This is a genomic window from Staphylococcus sp. CWZ226 (assembly GCF_018986355.1).
Taxonomy (GTDB): domain Bacteria; phylum Bacillota; class Bacilli; order Staphylococcales; family Staphylococcaceae; genus Staphylococcus; species Staphylococcus simulans.
Window position 1 is genome coordinate 149026 of record NZ_JAHMSB010000002.1, and the last position, 20339, is coordinate 169364.

Consider the following 20339-nt stretch of genomic DNA (forward strand, 5'->3'; position numbering starts at 1 on the left):
TGGTATATGATTAACAGAGTTGCTTTTCCAACACCAACGATAAGGAGTGATGTACGATGGCTTTAGTTTTAGAAGATGTGACAAAGCAATATGGCGATAAGACAGTGGTCAACGATATTTCATTAACACTTGAAAAAGGGAAGATGTTAGGGTTCTTAGGACGAAATGGTGCTGGGAAGACGACAACATTCCGTATGATTTTAGGACTGACACCATTAACAAAAGGAATCGTTACATATAATGGTGAAAAGATGGGTGAACATATGTTTAACCAAGTAGGTTATCTGCCTGAAGAACGTGGTTTGCATCCAAAAATGAAAGTCGCAGATGAGTTGCGTTATCTTGCGACTTTAAAAGGAATGTCAAAAAAAGATTTTAATCAAGCGTTAGACTATTGGTTAAATCGCTTTGAGATTAACGAGAACAGAGATAAGAAAATTGAATCATTATCTAAAGGTAACCAACAAAAAATTCAATTGTTAGCTAGTTTGATTCATAAACCTGAATTATTGATTTTAGATGAACCTTTCAGTGGTTTAGATCCAGTAAATGTAGAATTATTAAAATCAGCAGTTAAAGATCTGAACGAACAAGGGACTACTATTATTTTCAGTTCACATCGTATGGAGCATATAGAAGAACTGTGTGATGATATCTGTATTTTGAATCATGGTGATTTAGTTTTACAAGGCGACATACAATCGATTAAAGATCAATTTGATTTGAAGAAAATTGTGATTGAAACTGAAGATGCTTTAGAAAATTTAGAAGAAGTTGAAGGTGTTACACGTGTAGAACGTTCAAAACGTATGATTACTGTTTCTGTAGAAAATCAAGCAGCCGCAAAACGTGTTTTTGACGTAGTAGCTCAACATGGGTTTGTGAAACGATTCCAAGTGCTTGAACCTTCAATTCAAGATATTTTTATTCAACAGGTAGGTGATATTCATGAATAAATTTTTAGCTACGTTCAATTTGACGTATAAGAATAAAGTGAAATCACGCGCATTTATCATTATGACGGTCATTTTAGCAGTGATTATTATTGCGGCAGCTAACTTCAATAAGATTATCGATTTGTTTGATAACGGGCCGGATAAAATCGGCATTGCTTCTAATGAACCGAAAATTGCGCAAATGGTCAAAGCACAAAGCAAACATATTGAAGAAAAAGGTACAGAATTTAAAATCTTATCTAAAGAACAAGCGTTAAAAGAAATAAAGAAAGATAAAATTGATAAAGCTTATATCATTGATCAACAAGGACAAAAAATTAAAGGCGAAGTTGTTAGTAAAGACGCACCTTCTGATGAGAGTGTTCAAAAATTAGAAAGTATTTTAACACCGATTCAAACCCAAGCAGCAGCGCAACAAATTAATTTAAGTCCAAAAGAACTTTCTGATTTACAACAAAAAAGTGAAGTCACTTCAAAAGCAATCGGTAAAGGCGGCTCAGATACTTCTCAAAGCAATAAATTTTTAAATTGGATTATTTTATATGCGGGCATCATGTTGATGTTCCTTGTGATTATGAACTATGCCAACCAAGTAGCGATGGAAGTTGCGACAGAAAAAACATCACGCGTTATTGAAATGGTCATTACGAGTATTTCACCTGTGAAGCATATCTTAGCTAAAATTCTAGCGATGATTTGTGTCGCTTTTACACAAGTGTTGATTTTAGTTGTGATTGGTGCCGCAGCACTGTATTTTTCAGATGCAGGCGACTTAATGAAAAAGTTTGATATGACTATGACACCTACGACAACACGATTGATTATTGTCGGCGTACTTTCTATCATTATCGGCGTGGTTTCATATACTGTATTAGGAACAATTTTAGGCGCACTTGCGACACGTATTGAAGATTTAAATCAGTCGTTGATGCCGATGACAATTATTAGTTTCATTGCTTTTTATATCGCATTATTCAGTATGAACAATCCAGATATGATGTTAGCTAAAGTAGCAAGCTTTATTCCATTGTTATCACCATTCTTATTATTTGTTAGAGCTTCGACACCGAAATTGGAACTATGGGAAATCATAGTGAGCATGGGTTTATCTGTAATCGTACTTGTTTTACTCGTATGGATAGCAGTGAGAAGTTATCGTGATTCAGTTTTAACGTTCGATAAGAATATCTTTAAAGCGTTGAAACGTGCAATTAAAAAATAAAAATGACAATCCTATAAAAAGATTTCTAAATGGCGCATGGTTTACTGTATTTCATCTAGTAAACCATGCGCCTTATTGTTAAAATATAAAGTGAGGAAAGTATTATAAAAAATAGGTGGCAGTCAGTATATGATGTATCCAATTGCAATTTTTATTTTAGCAGGGCTGTGTGAAATCGGCGGCGGTTATTTAATTTGGTTGTGGTTGAGAGATGCACAATCACCGTTGTTAGGGATGCTTGGAGGTATCCTGTTAATTACATACGGTATCATCGCAACATTCCAAGTATTTCCAACATTCAGCAGAGTATATGCAGCATATGGCGGTGTGTTCATTGTCATGAGTATTATATGGGGATATGTTTTTGATAAACAGATGCCAGATAAATATGATGTCATCGGCGGCATTGTATGTATTATCGGTGTCTTGATTATGTTGCTGCCTGATAGAGGCTGATGATTTTCATCGGGCAAGGAAAGGGTGTATTGAAATGATGTTTACAGAAGTGGAGCACCAAAGAAACGGTTTGGATTTAATCAAGGTTGATAACGACCAAGCGAAAATTATCTTTTCAAATTTTGGGGCGCGTATTGTGTCTTGGAAGTATGAAGATAATAATATTGTGTTAGGAAATGTCGTTGAAGCGGATGAGTATTACCATGAAAATCCGTATTACTTCGGCGCAAGCGTCGGTCGTTTTGGGGGACGTATTGAAGACGGACGTTTTGAATTAGAAGGTAAAACTTACCAACTTGAACAAAATGATCCGCCTCATCATTTACACGGCGGTTTTCACGGAATTAATAAACACTATTTTGATTATGAAATTAAAGATGACAATGGCGGCTATATTCAAATTATCTTTACTACAACTGTTAAATCAGCAGATGATCATTACCCGGGCGATATTAAACTAAAGATTATACATACGTATGATATCGACAATCGATGGACGATTGAATATAGTGCAGAAGCAACAGAAACAACGTTATTTAATCCGACTAACCACGTTTATTTTAACTTGAACAGAGATAATAAAGAGGTGAACAACCATATCTTAACAAGTTCAACATTGAAAATGCATTTATTAAATGACAAGAATTTACCAACGCTTAATGATACTGTAGATTTAATTCAGGTATTAGGTAAACAATCAATGCGATTTGAAGATATCGGCAAAGCTGAAGATGAACGATTACATGCTCAAATTGAACGTTATCATGGCTTAGATCATCCATTTACAATCGGTGATGAACTGACTGTTGAAAATAGCCAATTCTTATTGAAAATGAAAACAGATATGCCACATGTGGTTATCTTTACTTTTAATGAAACCAGCAATTGGGAAAGTGATATGAACATTTATAAACCACACTCAGGTTTTACTTTAGAAGCACAATGCTTACCAAATGATATTAATTTACTAGGAGAAGAAGCACCTTCTATTTTACGTAAAGGTGACACATTCTTTTCTAAAACAACGTATCAAATTATAGAAAAATCTGAGTAATATAATGACAAGGAGTATTCAGTGATGGATGTTAGAGCGTTAAAATTACAAACTGTGAAAGACGCAGTCTCAGAAATTAAAGATGGTATGGTTGTCGGTATTGGTACAGGCAGCACGATTGAACTCTTATTACCGCATATCGCGAAATTATTAGATGATGGCGCTACAATTACAGGCGTTTGTACGTCTAATAAAACCGCATTGCTTGCGAAAGAATTAGGGATTACGATTGTTAACGTCAATGATGTCGATCATATTGATGTGGCGATTGATGGTGCAGATGAATTTGATCCGCAATTAAATTTAATCAAAGGCGGCGGTGGTGCACTGTTTCGTGAAAAAGTTATTGATGAAATGGCTGAACGCTTTGTGGTCATCGCAGATGAAACGAAACAAGTAGACTACTTAGGCCAAACTTTTAAATTGCCAGTAGAAGTTGATCGCTTCAACTGGATGCTAGTAGCGAAAAAAATAGAGAAAGATACTAAAGCAAAAGTATCACGTCGTAACGTGGAAGACATTACCTTTATCACAGATAATGATAATTATATTTTAGATGTTGAATTACCACCAAACACTGATCCATATGACATGCATGAATATTTAATTCATTTAACAGGTGTATTAGAAACTGGATACTTCTTAGATCTTGCTGACCGTGTAATTGTCGGTAAACAAGAAGGTGTCGAAATTATTGATAAGGTCTAAAGAGACTTATTTTATTTAAATGAATCGGTTAAAAAGAAGCGCTGACAGATAACTGAATGATATCTGCCAGCGCTTTTATAATATAGCGATTCACTTATTTAGGTTCGTCTGTGTCTTTAGTTTGTGCGGGTTCATCGTCTTTGATAGATTCAGAATCGTCTGTTGAATGTTCAGGCTCTGTATCTTCAGTGACTGGTGTAGTTTCTTCTGTTTGTGCAGTTTCTGATACTGCAATATCTTCGTCTTCTTCATCTTTTGGATAGTCTAAAGGATTGTTCGGTTCAACTTCCTCTAAAGAATCTTTTGTGAAGAAATAGAAAGCTGCTCTGATAAGCAGACTGAGTAAGATGAAAACAGCGCCTACAAGTGCTGTGCTTAATGCGATTACTTTCATAGAGAAGACGTCTCCTAGTTCTTCACTGAAGAAGAAGACTAATCCAAATGACATTAAAGCATGGAATGCCACAGCAATGTAAATTGTACGTCCTTTAGTACCTCTGATCAATTCGCCGATAATCATTGAGAATGCGAAGTGATACAACAAGTTATATAATGTGAATTCTAATGTATAAGTCGTATTCACATTCCATAAGGCATATAGGATACCGATCAGGATAGATGCGAATAACGTATTCGTTTTTGTTTCTACGACATTCTGCAAGTATGAACGGAAACCGAATTCTACAAAGAATGCCATTAAAAGATGTCCGATTAAAATAGATGTGACAGACACAGATAAGTTTTTAGATTGTAAAATAATAAAACTGTCTGCGTAAGTATTAAAGGCAAACATACAAATAATACAAATCACAAGCGGTAAGATTAAAGCTAAAATAATGCGTTCAATCACTTTAAAACTGATTGTGAATTTTAAACTTGCGAGCTGAGCGCGTTTATTTCGAAATACAATTAAGCAGATAATAGCTGCGATAAATGGCGCAAGTGTACTCAAATCAAAGACAAAGCGTTTGAATGGAACTTGGCCTTGAAAATCTTTCAGTACCAATGGGAGTGCGTATGCAAGTACATAGAAGACAAAGATCGTCATAGCCCATTGGAAACCTGATATGCGTTTCGTGTCCATTATGAAACCTCCAATAATTACGGCGATATCCATACATTTGTATATTAACTTCTATCATATAATACATTACAAACAGAGTGAACCCTTAAGTATGTATTGAGAGTTTTAACCGTATTTTTAAGCGTATGGATATACATAATAACCTAATAGTATTATACATCTCAATAAAACATAAATAAATCACTTCCCCTGAAATGACTTCTAAATGAAATCTCGTTGTAAAGGTTGAATACAATAGTCTTAAGTGTAAGCGTTTTAAATTTTTTCAGAAAAGGGTATGCAAAAAGTAGAATAGACTGTTAAGAAATGTATATAATGATTCACAAGGTATGACTTAAGGAGGATGTGGAACATGTATAAGCAAGCCAACAAAGATTTATGGACAGGTAGAGTGGATAGTGAAACAGATTCATCGCAATTCAGACACTTCCAAACAATTGAACTAAAAGATATCAATGAAACAAATTTTGATCGAAAACAAGGAACTGGCATTTTAGGCTACGCTGTAGATAAAGGGGTAGAACTGAACAATGGCCGCGTAGGTGCACAAGAGGGACCAGATGCGATACGTAAAGCATTTGCGAACTTATCAGTGTTAACACCTTGCTCAGTTTATGATTATGGCAATGTCTATCATGATCATGACGCATTGATTGAAACACAAGAAGAATATGCAGACTTAGCTTCAAAAATGTTTGACAATCATAATTATTCATTATTAATCGGAGGCGGACATGATATTGCTTATGCACAGTATTTAGCCATGCGTAAATCGCATCCAGATGCATCTATTGGCGTTATTAATATTGATGCACATTTTGATACTAGAGAAGCAGAATCATCCACTTCAGGAACAAGTTTCAGACAAATTTTAGAAGAAGATGACAATGCGCATTACTTTGTTTTAGGTATTCAACCTGCGAGCAACACAAAACATTTATTTGATTACGCGGAAAAACGTGGCATTGAATATGTCACAGTAGATGAAATCTTACATGAGATTTCTCCAACGATTAAAGATAAAGTAGACCACTTCATTAATAAGCATGACGTGATTATGCTGACGATATGTATGGACGTGGTAGATAGCGCATTTGCGCCAGGTGTCAGTGCACCGGCAGTGAATGGCTTAACACCGCATATTATTTTAGAGTTAACAAGACGTGTCATCGGACATGAGAAGTTAATTTCTGTAAGTGTTGCGGAAACTAATCCATTGCATGACGTCGATAATCGCACCGCAAAACTTGTCGCATTATTACTGCATAATTTCATTCATTAATAGAGATAAATAAGGCGGATACTTCAATTTGTGGAAGTATCCGTCTTATTTTAGTTCATTTTCCAATAATTGATACAGGCATCAATCAATTGATTGGCAGGTTCTGAAAGCTTACGTTTCTCTAGATAGTTTAAATAAATCGTTCGTTCAATATTTGGTTCTAATTTGACCGCATTTAAATGATTTGCTGAAGAAGATTGGTAGTAGAATCTTGGGATGATTGTATGTCCTAAACCTCTATGAACAAGTGTTGTCGCAGTTTCAAAACGATCGACCTCAAGTACAATATTCGGATGAATATTCATATGTTTAAAATATTCATCAACGTGCTTACGGACTTGGTATTGTCGATTAGGCAAGATTAAAGGCAATTGTTGTAATGCTTCAGCGCTGATGCTCTTTTGATTATTAAACGTATTCTTCGGTGTAATCAATACATAAGGCTCTTGGTATAAAGGAACAGAGACAATCCCTTCACGTTGAATGGCTTCATTGAAAATTGCGAATGATATATCAAAATTCAACAAGCTGGAAATAATATGTTCAAGACTATGTTGTTCGACAATTTGATAGCGCTGTTTATGAAATTGATAATGATGTTGTTGGATGACCATTGCCATCCATGCGCTTGTAGACTCTAATATTGAGAGTTTAATGCGTGGTTCATCACTGATATTTAAATCATACATCTGATCTAGCGTACGATGATACATCTCTACTAAGTCTGTCGCATGTTTATAGAATTGAATGCCTTTCTCTGTAATCTTTAAAGCTTTTGTTGTACGGATAAATAGAAGATACCCCAAATCATCCTCTATTTTCTTTATCGCAGTTGTTAAAGATGGCTGACTGATATGTAGAAACTGTGCTGCTTTTGTAAAAGAATTGTATTTAACAACTGCTAAAAAGTACTCTAATTGTATAATTTTCATGAAATTATCCCCCTGATTAGACATGCCGAAATCTTTGTAACACGTGCGTTTTCCCCTTGTTATAGTTTGAAGCTATAAATGATTAGTTTATTGATATTTGAAGCTTATAATCATCTACGCGTATACTTAAGTTGTATTACAAGTTATACAAAAATATTCTAACGCAACAGTTTTAACGTTAAAATTTCGGAATATTCAATAAACTACCACAGTTAATAATCTAAAAATTATAACTATTCATTCATTATAACATGGAATAGTCAGTGTAACTTGTAAGAATGGTAATGTGAGGTCGGTCCGTAAACAAGGGGACGTACATAAAATGAAGGGGATCATTTTTACGTAAGTTGATCGACCTTTCACTATCATTCACAAATTCATAACATGATGCGAAGCTTAAGTCATCGAGAGCCAGTCAGTTGAAACAGCTTTGTCGTACTTGTAAAACAAAGGGGTGTGTCAAGTATGAAAACAGAAGCAGATTTGGTTTCTGGCGATATGGAAATCCAGCCTGAGAGTAAACCCGCTGATAAGCAGACGGGGGTCGGCATGTGGCGGTTTTACGTATTCAGCATTATCGGAATTTTATGTTTCTTCGTACCAGTGACAATTAACGGAACGAACACGATTATTGTAGATCATGTTCATTTATGGATTCGCGCAGCATTCGGAGTAGCAATGCCTTACGTTGCATTGCTGATGATTTTAGTAGGTGCAGCATTACCGATTATTCGTAAAGACTTTATGAAATCAGCGACAGACTTTGTGGTGACTTTATTTAAAATATTCGGTGCTGTCATTGGTATTATGTATGTCTTTAAAATAGGTCCGGCATTGTTATTTAATCCGAATTACGGACCGTTCTTATTCGATAAGTTGATGTTGCCGCTAAGTATCTTGATTCCAGTCGGTGCCGTGGCACTATCATTACTTGTTGGTTACGGGCTGCTTGAATTTATCGGGGTATTAATGCAGCCGATTATGCGTCCAGTCTTTAAGACGCCAGGTAAATCTGCAGTAGATGCCGTAGCATCTTTCGTCGGAAGTTATTCATTAGGTCTCTTGATTACAAACCGTGTCTATAAAGATGGAATGTATAACAAGAAAGAAGCGGTCATTATCGCGACAGGTTTCTCAACAGTATCCGCAACATTCATGGTAATTGTCGCAAATACATTAGATTTAATGCCGCATTGGAACTTATTCTTCTGGAGTACGTTGATCATTACATTTGTAGTGACAGCTATTTCAGCACATTTACCACCGATTCGTAATGAATCAGAAGAATATTACGAAGGCCAAGAAGGTCAGAAAGAAGTAGAAGTTAACGGCAATCGTGTTGTCGCAGCTTATGATGAAGCAAAACGTCAATCACATGGTTCTTTACCATTACTCAAAAATATTTGGGTGAACGTTAAAGATGGATTTGAAATGACGATGGCGATTTTACCATCTATCTTATCAATCGGATTCTTCGGATTGTTGCTAGCGAATTTCACACCAGTGATTGATTGGTTAAGTTATATTTTCTATCCGTTTATCTACATTTTCCCGATTGCGGATAAACCATTGCTAGCGAAAGCTTCAGCGATTTCACTGATTGAGATGTTCTTACCATCATTATTAGTTGTGAAGTCAACGATGGCAGTTAAGTTAGTGACAGCTATTACAAGTATTTCAGCGATTATCTTCTTCTCAGCGCTGGTACCTTGTATTTTAGCAACGGATATCAAAATTCCAATTTGGAAATTAACTCTGATTTGGTTCATCCGTGTGGCATTAACTTTACTAATCGCAATTCCATTTGCGTTATTAATTTTCTAAATTGAAATCTAAAACTGTGTATTTAATATCATAACTAAACAAAGGAGAGATTGATTATGACTAAAGAAGTAGCAGCGAAAGGCAGACAAATTAAAGCGAAAAAAGGATTGGAAATTGAATGTAAAGGATGGGAACAAGAAGCAGTCCTTCGTATGTTATACAATAACTTAGATCCAGAAGTAGCAGAGCATCCTGAAAAGTTAGTCGTTTACGGGGGTATTGGTAAAGCGGCACGTAACTGGGAAGCTTTTGATGCTATTGTAGATACATTACGTCGCTTAGAAAGTGATGAAACGATGTTAGTTCAATCTGGTAAACCTGTTGCTGTCTTTAAAACACATGAAGAAGCACCACGAGTATTATTATCGAACTCTGTACTTGTACCGAAATGGGCAAACTGGGAACACTTCCATGAATTAGATAAAAAAGGCTTAATGATGTATGGTCAAATGACAGCAGGAAGCTGGATTTATATCGGTTCTCAAGGGATTGTTCAAGGAACATATGAAACGTTTGCTGAACTCGCAAACCAACATTATAACGGTTCATTAAAAGGTACAATCACATTAACAGCTGGTTTAGGCGGCATGGGTGGTGCGCAGCCATTAGCTGTAACGATGAATGAAGGGGTAGTTATCGGTGTAGATGTGGATCCATCTCGTATCGAAAAACGTATTGAGACACGTTATTGTGATATTATCACAGATTCTTTAGATGAGGCGTTAGAAAAAGCACAAGAAGCGAAAGAAGCAGGTAAACCATTATCTGTTGGTTTAGTCGGCAATGCACCTGAAGTTTATAATGAGATTTTAAAACGTGACTTCAAGATTGATATCATTACAGACCAAACGTCTGCACATGATCCGTTAAACGGCTATGTACCTGAAGGTTATTCTTTAGAAGAAGCGTCAGCGTTACGCGATGCAAATCCTGAAGAATATGTAAAATTATCTTCACAATCAATGAAAAATCATGTAGCAGCAATGTTAGAATTCCAAAAACGTGGTGCAGTAGCATTTGACTATGGTAATAATATCCGTCAAGTAGCGTATGACCAAGGTTTAGAAAACGCTTTTGATTTCCCTGGATTCGTACCAGCATATATCAGACCGTTATTCTGTGAAGGTAAAGGACCTTTCCGTTTTGCGGCATTAAGTGGTGATCCAAAAGACATCGAACGTGCGGACCAAGCAATGCGTGAACTTTTCCCTGAAGATGAGAAGTTAATGCGCTGGTTAGATATGGCAACAGAAAAAATTGCATTCCAAGGTTTACCTTCAAGAATTGCATGGTTAGGTTATGGCGAACGTGCCAAAATGGGCTTGAAATTAAACGAATTAGTACGTAATGGTGAAATCTCAGCACCAGTTGTGATTGGACGTGACCACTTAGACTCGGGTTCAGTAGCTTCACCAAACCGTGAAACTGAATCAATGAAAGACGGTTCAGATGCTGTAGGTGACTGGGCAATCTTAAACGCATTAGTCAATACTGCAGCAGGTGGTTCTTGGATTTCAGTCCACCACGGCGGCGGTGTAGGTATGGGTTATTCATTACATGCCGGTATGGTTGTTGTTGCAGACGGTTCAGATCGTGCAGAAGCACGCTTGAAACGAGTATTAACAACAGATCCGGGTATGGGTGTAGTAAGACATGCTGATGCTGGCTATGATATTGCTATTGATACAGCAAATGAAAAAGGTGTCGATATTCCAATGTTAAAGGAGCAAGATTCTAATGAGTAATGATGTTGTTATCCAAAATATTGCACAATTAATTTTACCGAAGAAAACTGATAAACCTTTAAAAGGCAATCAGTTAAATGAGTTGAAAATCATTGAAAATGCAACATTAGTTGCGAAAGACGGTAAAGTAGTTTATGCAGGACCTCATACAGAAGAGTATGATGCACAAGAAGTGGTAGATGCGACTGGCAAAGTCGTATCTCCTGCTTTGGTTGATGCACATACACACTTAGTATTCGGCGGTTCAAGAGAGCATGAAATGGCATTAAAACAACAAGGTGCGTCTTATCTAGAAATTCTAGAACAAGGCGGCGGTATTCTATCTACAGTTAAAGCAACACGTGAGGCAACTGAAGATGAGTTGTTAAAGAAAACAGACAAGTCTTTACGTGAAATGATGTCTTATGGTGTCTTAACAGTAGAAAGTAAGAGTGGATATGGATTAGATAAAGAGAATGAATTGAAACAATTAAAAGTGTCACATGCTTTAGAGAAAAAGTATGGCATTACAATGAAACACACATTCCTAGGGCCACACGCTGTGCCGAAAGAAGCGGAATCTAATCAAGCATTCTTACAAGAGATGATTGACTTATTACCAGAAGTAAAAGAATATGCAGACTTTGCGGATATCTTCTGCGAAACGGGTGTCTTCACAGTTGATGAATCACGTGAATATATGAAAGCAGCTAAAGAACAAGGCTTTGATGTGAAAATTCACGCAGATGAGATTGATCCTTTAGGTGGTTTAGGTGTTGCGATTGAACAAGGTGCGATTTCAGCTGATCACTTAGTCGCTTCAAGTGAAGAAGATAAACAAGCATTAAAAGATAGCGACACAGTTGCGGTTGTTTTACCAGGAACAACATTCTATTTAGGTAAAAATCAATACGCAGATGCACGCGGTATGTTGGATAATAATGGTGCAGTAGCCATTGCCTCTGACTTCAACCCAGGCAGTAACGTAACGAATAATTTACAAATGGTTATGGCAATTGCAGCACTGAAATTAAAATTAACTCCAAATGAAATTTGGAACGCAGTCACAGTCAATGCGGCAAAAGCAATTGATGCAGATGCAGGTACGTTAGAACAAGACGACCGCGCAAACTTCGTGATTTGGAATGTACCGAATTATGAATATGTACCATACCATTATGGTATCAACCATGCGGAATATGTTTATAAAGACGGTAAGTTATTTATTGACAACCGTATTGAAGTACAACAATAAGCTTTAACTATCAGTTAAACAGAACTTTTTACAGCCATGCTTATGATTTCTCATAAGTGTGGCTGTTTTTTTGCTTCTTAATAGTCTGACAATTTATGTTAAGATAAGTGCATAGAGAAGTGGGCGGGTGAAAAAATTGGAACGTCAAATGTATGTGAATCAATGGAAAGGTGATATCAAAGACAATGTGTTGGCAGGTATTTTAATTGCGTTATCTGCATTGCCTGGTGCAATTGCTTATTCATTTATTGTCGGCATGAACCCTTCATTCGGCTTATTGAGTATGGGGATTATGATGATTGTACTCAGTCTGACTGCAGGCAGGACTTTAATGATTACAGGGCCAAGCAGTGGTATAGCCTTAGTCGCAGCACCTCTAGTCATGCATCATGGTGTCGGATACTTAATCTGTGCAACGATTGTTATGGGGTTACTCCAATTAGGCATGGGTGCGTTAAATGTCGGACGATTGATTGAACGCATTCCTCAAGCAGTTGTAATCGGCTTTATGAATGCCTTAGCTTTATTATTAATGTCTTCGCAAATCGATAATATTTTCAACATTTCAATCGCAACGTATGTTTTTGCGATAGTCTCTTTTTTAATTATTTGGTTCGCGCCCCGATTCATTTCGTTTATTCCAGCACCTTTGATCTCAATTATTGTCTTAACCATCATTGCACATCTTATTCACCCGAAACTACATTATGTAAAAGATTTAGCGGATATCTATGTGGTATTACCTAAACTCCAATGGTCTCAGTTTCATCTGTTTACAGAAAGTCATGCCTTAATGGTTATTGTGGGTTACGGTATCACGATGGCAATTGTAGGTACACTGCAATCTTTATTGACTGCACAAGCATTAGATGTGCTAACAAATGAAAAGAGTTGTTTAAATCAAGAATCAGCTGCACAAGGACTTGCGAATTTAGCAACAGGATTATTTGGTGGTTTTGGAGGCAGTGCATTAGTCGGTCAATCAAAATTTAATGTGAAAGTCGGTGCAACTGCACGTTATGCGACCTTAGTGACTGCTTTGTTTTTATTATTGACGATTTACGTTTTAGGGCCTGTTATCGCTCTGATTCCAATGGTCGTACTCGCGACTGTATTAGTTTCGATTGCGTTGAATACCTTTGATAGACGTACTATACAAGCGATTAAAGCGAAGCCTCTATTAAATACCGCAACAATTATCGGTACGATGATTGTTACGTTAATAACGAATAATTTAGCCTTTGGTGTTGCGGCAGGTTCAGCAATATATTTAGTGATCTACGTTGTAAGTAAAGGAAGGGAAAGTTTATGAGTCATTTTGAACAATTAGTCGAATGGAGACGTATGTTTCATCAGCATCCAGAAGTTTCTTATCAAGAATATGACACTACTGCGCATTTAAAAGAAATTTTAGAAGAACATGAGATCAAAATTATAGATTATCCACTAGACACAGGATTGGTGGCAGAAATCGGTGAAGGCGAAACGATTGTTGCGTTACGTACAGACATTGATGCTTTACCGATAGAAGAACAAGTAGATAGTGAAATCACGTCACAAAATAAAGGTGTAATGCATGCTTGCGGACATGATATACATATGGCAAGTATTTTAGGCGCTGCATTGTTGCTGAAAGAGAAAGAAGCAGAATTGCCTGGACGTGTGCGTATTTTATTCCAAGCTGCCGAAGAAGTGGGCAGCGGTGCACAACAAATGGTAGAAGCGGGTGTATTAGAAGGTGTTAAAGCTGTGACAGGTTTTCACAATGATCCGACATTAAAAGTGGGCACGTTAGCGATTAAACCAGGTGCGATGACTTCAGCAGTAGATCGCTTCTTTATTCGAATTAAAGCAAAAGGGGGTCACGCTGCAAAACCTGAAGAAAGCAATGACCCGATGATTATTTTAGGTCAATTATTAACGAGTGTGCAGTCTATCGTCAGTCGTAATGTTTCAGCCTTTGATTCTGCAGTTGTGACAATTGGGGAAGTATCAGCTGGCAACACGTGGAATGTGATTCCAGATTCAGCACGCATTCAAGGAACAGTTCGAACATTTAATAATGAAACACGTGCACTTACAGAACAACGTCTACAAAGTATTTGTGATGGTTTAGCATCTGCCTTTAATGTGGAGATTGAATTAGAATATATTCATTTACCGAATGCAGTCATGAATCATGAAACATTAACACATATTGCACGAGAAGCGGCAGAAGAGACAGGTTATAAAGTTGAACAATTGAGCCAACCTAAAACAATTGGTGAAGATTTCTCAGCTATGAGTGATACTGTCCCTGGTGTTTTCAGTTTCATCGGTTCACAATCTGATTATGATTTACATCATCCGAAATATAACCCGAATGAAGACATTTTGAAAAAAGCGCCTGAGTTTCTTGCGAATTTAGTTCAAAAATTATTTTAATTTGCCGATGAATGAAATATGGATTTTGTGGTATATCAATAGAGAGACAAATAATTGAGGAGTGATAGATAATGGCACCACAAGATCCACGTACAAAATTCTCTGATCAAGATTATCCAAAACAAGAACAAGAATGGCCAGGTTTCCAAACAGATATGGATCCAAAACCAGACTGTGGCGAAACATCATATAAAGGACATGGACGCCTTGAAGGCTTGAAAGCATTAGTTACAGGCGGTGACTCTGCGATTGGTCGTGCAGTCGCAATTGCGTATGCACGTGAAGGTGCGTCAGTTGTGATTAACTATCATCCAAAAGAAGAAGAAGACGCACAAGAAGTTAAGAAAGTTATTGAAGATACAGGCGGAACTGTTTATTTAAAACCAGGTGATTTATCAGATGAACAATTCAACTACGATTTAGTTGAATATGCACACGAAACGCTTGGCGGTTTAGACAATGTGACATTGGTTGCTGGACATCAGCAATACCATGAAGGATTCGAAAACTTCAAAACAGAAGATTTCACACAAACCTTCACAACGAATGTGTATTCATTATTCTGGACAGTTCAAAAAGCACTTGAGTATCTAAAACCAGGTGCGACGATTACAACGACAACATCTATTCAAGGTTATGACCCTAATCCAATCTTGCATGACTATGCGGCTACAAAAGCTGCGATTATTTCACTAACAAAAAGCTTAGCAAAAGAATTAATCGATAAAGGTATCCGCGTGAACTCAGTAGCACCCGGACCATTCTGGTCACCGCTTCAAATCTCAGGTGGTCAACCGCAAAGTAAAATTCCTGAATTCGGTCAAAGTTCAATGATGGGCCGTGCAGGTCAGCCAGTAGAATTAGCAGGCACTTATGTCTTACTTGCTTCAGACGAATCAAGTTATACAACAGGACAAGTGTATGGCGTAACAGGCGGTAAACAAATTAACTAAGCTATGATTAAGACAGCGTTCCAACAATGAATGGAACGCTGTTTTTATACATACAAACACATTATTCGCAAAGTAAGATTTAGTTTATTATGCTATAGGTATAATTAGTATAGTAACTAAGGAGGCAGAATGATGAAACATTTTAACCCTAAAGATTTAACGCAAAGAGAAAATTATAAATTATTAAGCGGCAGCGTCTTACCAAGACCGATTGCTTTTGTGACTTCTCAAGATAAAGAAGGTCATTTAAATGCGGCACCATTCAGTTTCTTTAATGTGGTCAGCAGTCATCCGCCGATGATTATGATTTCAACTGGACGCACAGAAGGTGTCCGTAAAGATACAGCACAAAACATTATTGATACTGGAGAATTTGTGGTACACATTTCTGAATTGTCTATGATTGAAGGTATTAATAATACTGCTGCACCGATTGAACGTGAAGCAAATGAGTTAGAACGTACAGATTTTAAAACAATTCCTTCAGATGTCGTTAATGTACCAGCAGTCGAAGGGGCGCGAATCCGATTTGAGTGTAAACTGGATCGTGTGATTGAACTCGGTGATGACAAAGCGGGCAGCGATTTAATCTTAGGTGAAGTTGTACGTTATCACATCGCTGATGATGTTTATATCGAACCGCATAAAATTGATGTGCAAGCGTTACATCCTGTTGGTCGTTTAGCGGGTAATGACTATGTAAAATTAGGTCAAGAATTTGTATTAGAAAGACCAACAGAATAATTGCTTAATGAAAAGTTCATACTTTGATGATTGACTAACTATTACAATCATGATAGGTTTAAAAAGATTCAAAAAATAAAAATAAATATAGCTTATCAAGAGAGGTGGAGTGATGGGCACTTTGAAACCTCGGCAACATGGTTCGCTGATAGCGACGCGTGTGCCAATTCCCATAGCAACTATTTGCTAAGAGATAAGAAACATAATGTATCCTTTTTTCTTAGCTGAAAAAAGGATTTTTTAATATCATGAGTGAGGTGTTTGAATCATGTCTGAACAGAAACAAAAGGGCAATGCAGTCGCACTGATTCCTTTAATTCTATTTGTCGGTTTATTTTTAGGAGTTGGGATTATTACTGGCGACTTTACGAAGATGCCGTTAAATATTGCGATTACGATTGCGGTTATTGTCGCATTAATAATGAATCGCAAAGAAAAATTCACAGAGAAAGTTGAAGTCTTCACCAAAGGTGCAGGCCATTCTAATATTATTTTGATGGTCTTGATTTTCGTATTAGCCGGCGCATTTTCAAAAGTGACTGAAGATATGGGCGGCGTGAAATCTACCGTTAATTTAGGATTAAGTTTAATTCCAGGAAACTTATTGATTATCGGTTTGTTTATTATTTGTATGTTCGTTTCTATTTCTATGGGGACATCAGTTGGTACAGTCGCAGCCATTGCACCAGTCGGCTTTGGGATTAGTGAGGCGACTGATATTTCAGCAGCACTAGCCATGGCAACAGTTGTCGGCGGTGCGATGTTCGGAGATAACTTATCTATGATTTCAGATACGACAATTTCTGCAGTACGTACACAACATACAAAAATGAGTGATAAGTTCAAAGTAAACTTTAAAATTGTATTGCCAGGTGCCATTTTAACGATGGTTATTTTAGGTATTTTGACACATAGCGCAACAATCAGCAGTACAAAAGATTACAGCTTTGAGTTTATTAAAGTGATTCCATATTTATTAGTTTTAATCTTAGCTTTGATCGGTGTGAATGTAATTATTGTTTTGATAGGTGGAACAGTACTCTCAGGCATTATCGGTTTAATCGACGGATCATTTAACTGGATTGGATTCTTGAAAGCCGCTTCAGAAGGTATGATCGGCATGGAAGATATTGCGATTATCGCATTAATGATCGGTGGTTTAATCGGCATCATTCAACATAATGGCGGTATCACATGGCTACTTAACTTTGTGCGCAGCAAGGTCAAATCAAGACGCGGTGCAGAGTTCGGTATCGCAAGTTTAGTCAGTGCCGCAGATATTTCAACTGCGAATAATACGATTTCTATTTTAATGGCAGGTCCACTAGCTAAAAATATCGCAGATGAATATGATATTGACCCAAGAAAATCAGCAAGTATTTTAGATATTTTCGGCAGCTGTTTCCAAGGCCTTTTACCTTATAGTCCGCAAGTCATTGCGGCTGCGGGCGTCGCAGGTATTTCGCCATTTATGCTAGTGCCTTATTCGATTTATCCGATTATTTTAGGAATCAGCGGATTAGCCGCAATCATCTTTAATTTTCCAAAACTGAATAAACGTAAACAAAAAGCGTAAATAATTTTTACTTTCTCACTTGAAAAATGTTAAAGTAATCTTGTTGTGAAATAACCACAGAGGCATAGTGACAAATGCTTTGCTAGTAGGATTACTTTGGCTTATGCTTCTAAATGCGTTAGAATAATAAAGAGTGCGAAAGTAGGTGACGACAGAGTGGCAAGATATAATATTGAAAATGACGTCGTAGTCATATCATTGGAACGTTTTATGCGCATCCCGCCCGAATTGATTTATCAAGCTTGGACAGATGCGGATATCATGAGACGTTGGTTCATGACTTCTAACCGTTCAAATCAATCGATTGACTTGATTCCAGAAGAAGGCAGACGTTATGAAATTGTTGATGAACGTAACGGTAAAAAGAACAGAGTAACAGGGGTCTTCCAAGAACTAGAAGCACCTAACCGAATTGTGATGACCATCGGTATGCCTGAACTGAGCGACAAAGAAGATACGATTGAAGTAGAAATTTTTGAACGTGAACCAGGTTCAGACATGACACAAATGAATTTCCGTTATACTGCTGTTGTTCCGAAAGAAAGACGTTGGACAACTTTGGAATACAAACAGCAGAAGAAAGAATATCATGATGCGACGGCACACGGCTTTGAAAATATGTTCATTAAGCTTCAAGACATTTTAAGAGAAATGCAAGAAGACAAAGAAGAATTTTAATCAAAACAAGCGACACACAATGCTAGAAAGCAGCGTATGTCGCTTGTTTTATTTTATATATTCAATTTTCAACAATTAGACAGTCTCTTGACCACGTTTATTCCAAGTCAGAATAAAGCTTAACATAGCTAGAATACTAATCACTGTTAATAAGATGAAACCTGCATCCCAACCAAATTGATCAACCACGAAACCAAGTACGATGTTAGCCATGACTGCACCAAATAGGTAACCGAATAAACCTGTTAACCCGGCAGCTGTTCCTGCTGCTTTCTTAGGTACATAATCTAATGCTTGCAAGCCTATTAACATCACTGGTCCATAGATTAAGAAACCAATCGCTACGAGTGCTAAGTTATCTACTAATGGATTACCTGGAGGGTTTAACCAGTAGATTAATACGAAAATAGTTACACCTAACATAAAGAAGAAACCTGCTGGACCACGACGTCCTTTGAAGAGTTTATCTGAGATCCAACCACACAGTAATGTCCCAGGAATCCCAGCCCACTCGTAAAGGAAGTAAGCCCATCCAGAGGATTTCATATCGAAATGTTTCTCTTCACTTAAATAGACTGGTGCCCAGTCAAGTACACCATAACGAACGAAGTAGACGAAGATATTTGCGAAAGCGATTGCCCATACCCATTTGTTATTCAACACATATTTGAACAAGATTTCTTTGGTAGTTAATTCTGTTTCAAGTGTTGTTCTTGAAGCGGTCGGATAATCATTACGATAGGCTTCAATCGGTGGTAAACCTTGTGATTGTGGTGTATCTCTAATTAAGATATAAGAGATGATCGCAATGATAATCGCAAGTAATGCTGGGTAAATGAAGACCCCTTCAAATCCTTTTAAATAACCGAAGTTATACAAGGCAGTCATAGAAATACCCCAAGTCGCAATCGGTGCCATTAAGCCGCCGCCGACATTATGTGCGACGTTCCAAATGGCTGTTTTACTGCCTCGTTCACTCACACTGAACCAATGGACGAGAACACGTCCTGAAGGCGGCCACCCCATGCCTTGGAACCAGCCGTTTAAGAACAGCATAATAAACATGATTAAAATGCTTGAAGTAAAGAATGGAACAAAACCAAGCAACAGATTGACAATCGCAGTCAAAATCAATCCTAGTGTTAAGAACATGCGTGCGTTGCTTCGATCACTGACAGTTCCCATCACAAATTTACTAAAACCGTATGCGATTGAAACGGCGGACAGGGCAATACCTAATTGACCTTTACTGAACCCCTGTTCAATCAAATCAGGCATCGCAAGAGAAAAGTTTTTGCGTAATAAATAATAACCCGCATAACCGATGAAGATACCTAAGAATACTTTCATTCGTAGTTGTTTATATGTATCATCAACTTGCTCTTTTGGTAGAGGAGCAATCGGCTTTGGCGGTTTTAAGAAGTTAAACAAGAAAGCGCCTCCTTTACAAATAATTAACTTAATCTT

At 37.2% G+C, this 20339-nt stretch carries 18 protein-coding genes and 1 riboswitch; of the genes, 15 read left to right on the forward strand and 3 right to left on the reverse strand.

Annotated elements, in window-relative coordinates:
* Positions 1-56: 56 nt before the first annotated feature.
* The 5 genes from KRR19_RS02365 to KRR19_RS02385 all read left to right on the forward strand — a co-directional run bounded on the left by KRR19_RS02365 (position 57) and on the right by KRR19_RS02385 (position 4396).
* On the forward strand, positions 57-956 hold the full coding sequence (locus KRR19_RS02365) for an ABC transporter ATP-binding protein (protein WP_023015039.1): 900 nt from the start codon (positions 57-59) through the stop codon (positions 954-956).
* Positions 949-2178 (forward strand): ABC transporter permease, encoded by a 1230-nt coding sequence (locus KRR19_RS02370; RefSeq protein WP_156666511.1) that lies wholly within the window; start codon positions 949-951, stop codon positions 2176-2178. The genes KRR19_RS02365 and KRR19_RS02370 overlap by 8 nt, the downstream gene beginning before the upstream one ends.
* Before the next feature lie 129 nt (positions 2179-2307).
* The gene (locus tag KRR19_RS02375) at positions 2308-2634 is read left to right on the forward strand and encodes a YnfA family protein (protein WP_002479674.1); all 327 of its coding nucleotides are present in this window, start codon (positions 2308-2310) and stop codon (positions 2632-2634) included.
* Positions 2635-2671: 37 nt separating this feature from the next.
* Positions 2672-3688 (forward strand): aldose epimerase family protein, encoded by a 1017-nt coding sequence (locus KRR19_RS02380; RefSeq protein WP_060803685.1) that lies wholly within the window; start codon positions 2672-2674, stop codon positions 3686-3688.
* Positions 3689-3709: 21 nt separating this feature from the next.
* Positions 3710-4396 carry a ribose 5-phosphate isomerase A gene (locus KRR19_RS02385; RefSeq protein ID WP_031262441.1) on the forward strand — a complete coding sequence of 229 codons (687 nt, stop codon included), beginning with the start codon at positions 3710-3712 and terminating at the stop codon, positions 4394-4396.
* Between the two features lie 94 nt (positions 4397-4490).
* On the opposite strand, the gene sdpC is transcribed toward KRR19_RS02385, so the two are convergent.
* On the reverse strand, positions 4491-5480 hold the full coding sequence (sdpC, locus tag KRR19_RS02390) for a peptidoglycan release complex CPBP-like subunit SdpC (RefSeq protein ID WP_216733416.1): 990 nt from the start codon (positions 5478-5480) through the stop codon (positions 4491-4493).
* Positions 5481-5832: 352 nt separating this feature from the next.
* Here sdpC and hutG point away from each other — a divergent pair, with 352 nt between their 5' ends.
* Positions 5833-6762, forward strand: coding sequence for a formimidoylglutamase (gene hutG, locus KRR19_RS02395; RefSeq protein WP_002479670.1), 930 nt, complete (start codon positions 5833-5835; stop codon positions 6760-6762).
* Positions 6763-6812: 50 nt separating this feature from the next.
* Here the strand turns inward: hutG and KRR19_RS02400 are convergent, their stop codons facing one another.
* On the reverse strand, positions 6813-7694 hold the full coding sequence (locus KRR19_RS02400; RefSeq protein WP_002479669.1) for a LysR family transcriptional regulator: 882 nt from the start codon (positions 7692-7694) through the stop codon (positions 6813-6815).
* Between the two features lie 498 nt (positions 7695-8192).
* On the opposite strand from KRR19_RS02400, the gene KRR19_RS02405 reads away from it, so the two are divergent.
* From KRR19_RS02405 to KRR19_RS02445, 9 genes are all read left to right on the forward strand, one after another.
* Positions 8193-9518 carry a YjiH family protein gene (locus tag KRR19_RS02405; RefSeq protein ID WP_216733437.1) on the forward strand — a complete coding sequence of 442 codons (1326 nt, stop codon included), beginning with the start codon at positions 8193-8195 and terminating at the stop codon, positions 9516-9518.
* A gap of 56 nt (positions 9519-9574) precedes the next feature.
* On the forward strand, positions 9575-11263 hold the full coding sequence (gene hutU, locus KRR19_RS02410; RefSeq protein ID WP_057509931.1) for a urocanate hydratase: 1689 nt from the start codon (positions 9575-9577) through the stop codon (positions 11261-11263).
* Positions 11256-12497 carry an imidazolonepropionase gene (gene hutI, locus KRR19_RS02415; protein ID WP_156666512.1) on the forward strand — a complete coding sequence of 414 codons (1242 nt, stop codon included), beginning with the start codon at positions 11256-11258 and terminating at the stop codon, positions 12495-12497. The genes hutU and hutI overlap by 8 nt, the downstream gene beginning before the upstream one ends.
* Positions 12498-12624: 127 nt before the next feature.
* Positions 12625-13809 carry a SulP family inorganic anion transporter gene (locus KRR19_RS02420; protein ID WP_308886668.1) on the forward strand — a complete coding sequence of 395 codons (1185 nt, stop codon included), beginning with the start codon at positions 12625-12627 and terminating at the stop codon, positions 13807-13809.
* The gene (locus KRR19_RS02425; protein ID WP_156666513.1) at positions 13806-14921 is read left to right on the forward strand and encodes an amidohydrolase; all 1116 of its coding nucleotides are present in this window, start codon (positions 13806-13808) and stop codon (positions 14919-14921) included. Before KRR19_RS02420 ends, KRR19_RS02425 begins: the two co-directional genes overlap by 4 nt.
* Before the next feature lie 71 nt (positions 14922-14992).
* Positions 14993-15874: an SDR family oxidoreductase gene (locus KRR19_RS02430; RefSeq protein ID WP_023015032.1), complete on the forward strand. Its 882-nt coding sequence runs from the start codon at positions 14993-14995 to the stop codon at positions 15872-15874.
* 132 nt (positions 15875-16006) lie between these two features.
* Entirely contained in the window at positions 16007-16618 is a 612-nt protein-coding gene (locus KRR19_RS02435) for a flavin reductase family protein (RefSeq protein ID WP_023015031.1), read from the forward strand.
* An 89-nt stretch (positions 16619-16707) separates the two neighbouring features.
* Positions 16708-16818: riboswitch (SAM riboswitch) on the forward strand.
* Positions 16819-16886: 68 nt separating this feature from the next.
* Positions 16887-18194: a Na+/H+ antiporter NhaC family protein gene (locus tag KRR19_RS02440; protein ID WP_002479661.1), complete on the forward strand. Its 1308-nt coding sequence runs from the start codon at positions 16887-16889 to the stop codon at positions 18192-18194.
* Between the two features lie 156 nt (positions 18195-18350).
* Positions 18351-18872, forward strand: coding sequence for an SRPBCC family protein (locus tag KRR19_RS02445; RefSeq protein WP_002479660.1), 522 nt, complete (start codon positions 18351-18353; stop codon positions 18870-18872).
* Between the two features lie 75 nt (positions 18873-18947).
* Here KRR19_RS02445 and glpT read toward each other — a convergent pair whose 3' ends face one another.
* Positions 18948-20303, reverse strand: coding sequence for a glycerol-3-phosphate transporter (gene glpT, locus KRR19_RS02450; protein ID WP_060803637.1), 1356 nt, complete (start codon positions 20301-20303; stop codon positions 18948-18950).
* Positions 20304-20339: the final 36 nt, after the last annotated feature.

What these genes read in the sequence shown, in the direction of transcription:
- KRR19_RS02365 (WP_023015039.1), top strand. Translation starts at nt 57, where the DNA reads ATGGCTTTAGTTTTAGAAGATGTGACAAAGCAATATGGCGATAAGACA.
- KRR19_RS02370 (WP_156666511.1), top strand. Translation starts at nt 949, where the DNA reads ATGAATAAATTTTTAGCTACGTTCAATTTGACGTATAAGAATAAAGTG.
- KRR19_RS02375 (WP_002479674.1), top strand. Translation starts at nt 2,308, where the DNA reads ATGATGTATCCAATTGCAATTTTTATTTTAGCAGGGCTGTGTGAAATC.
- KRR19_RS02380 (WP_060803685.1), top strand. Translation starts at nt 2,672, where the DNA reads ATGTTTACAGAAGTGGAGCACCAAAGAAACGGTTTGGATTTAATCAAG.
- sdpC (WP_216733416.1), bottom strand. Translation starts at nt 5,480, where the DNA reads ATGGACACGAAACGCATATCAGGTTTCCAATGGGCTATGACGATCTTT.
- hutG (WP_002479670.1), top strand. Translation starts at nt 5,833, where the DNA reads ATGTATAAGCAAGCCAACAAAGATTTATGGACAGGTAGAGTGGATAGT.
- KRR19_RS02400 (WP_002479669.1), bottom strand. Translation starts at nt 7,694, where the DNA reads ATGAAAATTATACAATTAGAGTACTTTTTAGCAGTTGTTAAATACAAT.
- KRR19_RS02405 (WP_216733437.1), top strand. Translation starts at nt 8,193, where the DNA reads ATGGAAATCCAGCCTGAGAGTAAACCCGCTGATAAGCAGACGGGGGTC.
- hutU (WP_057509931.1), top strand. Translation starts at nt 9,575, where the DNA reads ATGACTAAAGAAGTAGCAGCGAAAGGCAGACAAATTAAAGCGAAAAAA.
- hutI (WP_156666512.1), top strand. Translation starts at nt 11,256, where the DNA reads ATGAGTAATGATGTTGTTATCCAAAATATTGCACAATTAATTTTACCG.
- KRR19_RS02425 (WP_156666513.1), top strand. Translation starts at nt 13,806, where the DNA reads ATGAGTCATTTTGAACAATTAGTCGAATGGAGACGTATGTTTCATCAG.
- KRR19_RS02430 (WP_023015032.1), top strand. Translation starts at nt 14,993, where the DNA reads ATGGCACCACAAGATCCACGTACAAAATTCTCTGATCAAGATTATCCA.
- KRR19_RS02435 (WP_023015031.1), top strand. Translation starts at nt 16,007, where the DNA reads ATGAAACATTTTAACCCTAAAGATTTAACGCAAAGAGAAAATTATAAA.
- KRR19_RS02440 (WP_002479661.1), top strand. Translation starts at nt 16,887, where the DNA reads ATGTCTGAACAGAAACAAAAGGGCAATGCAGTCGCACTGATTCCTTTA.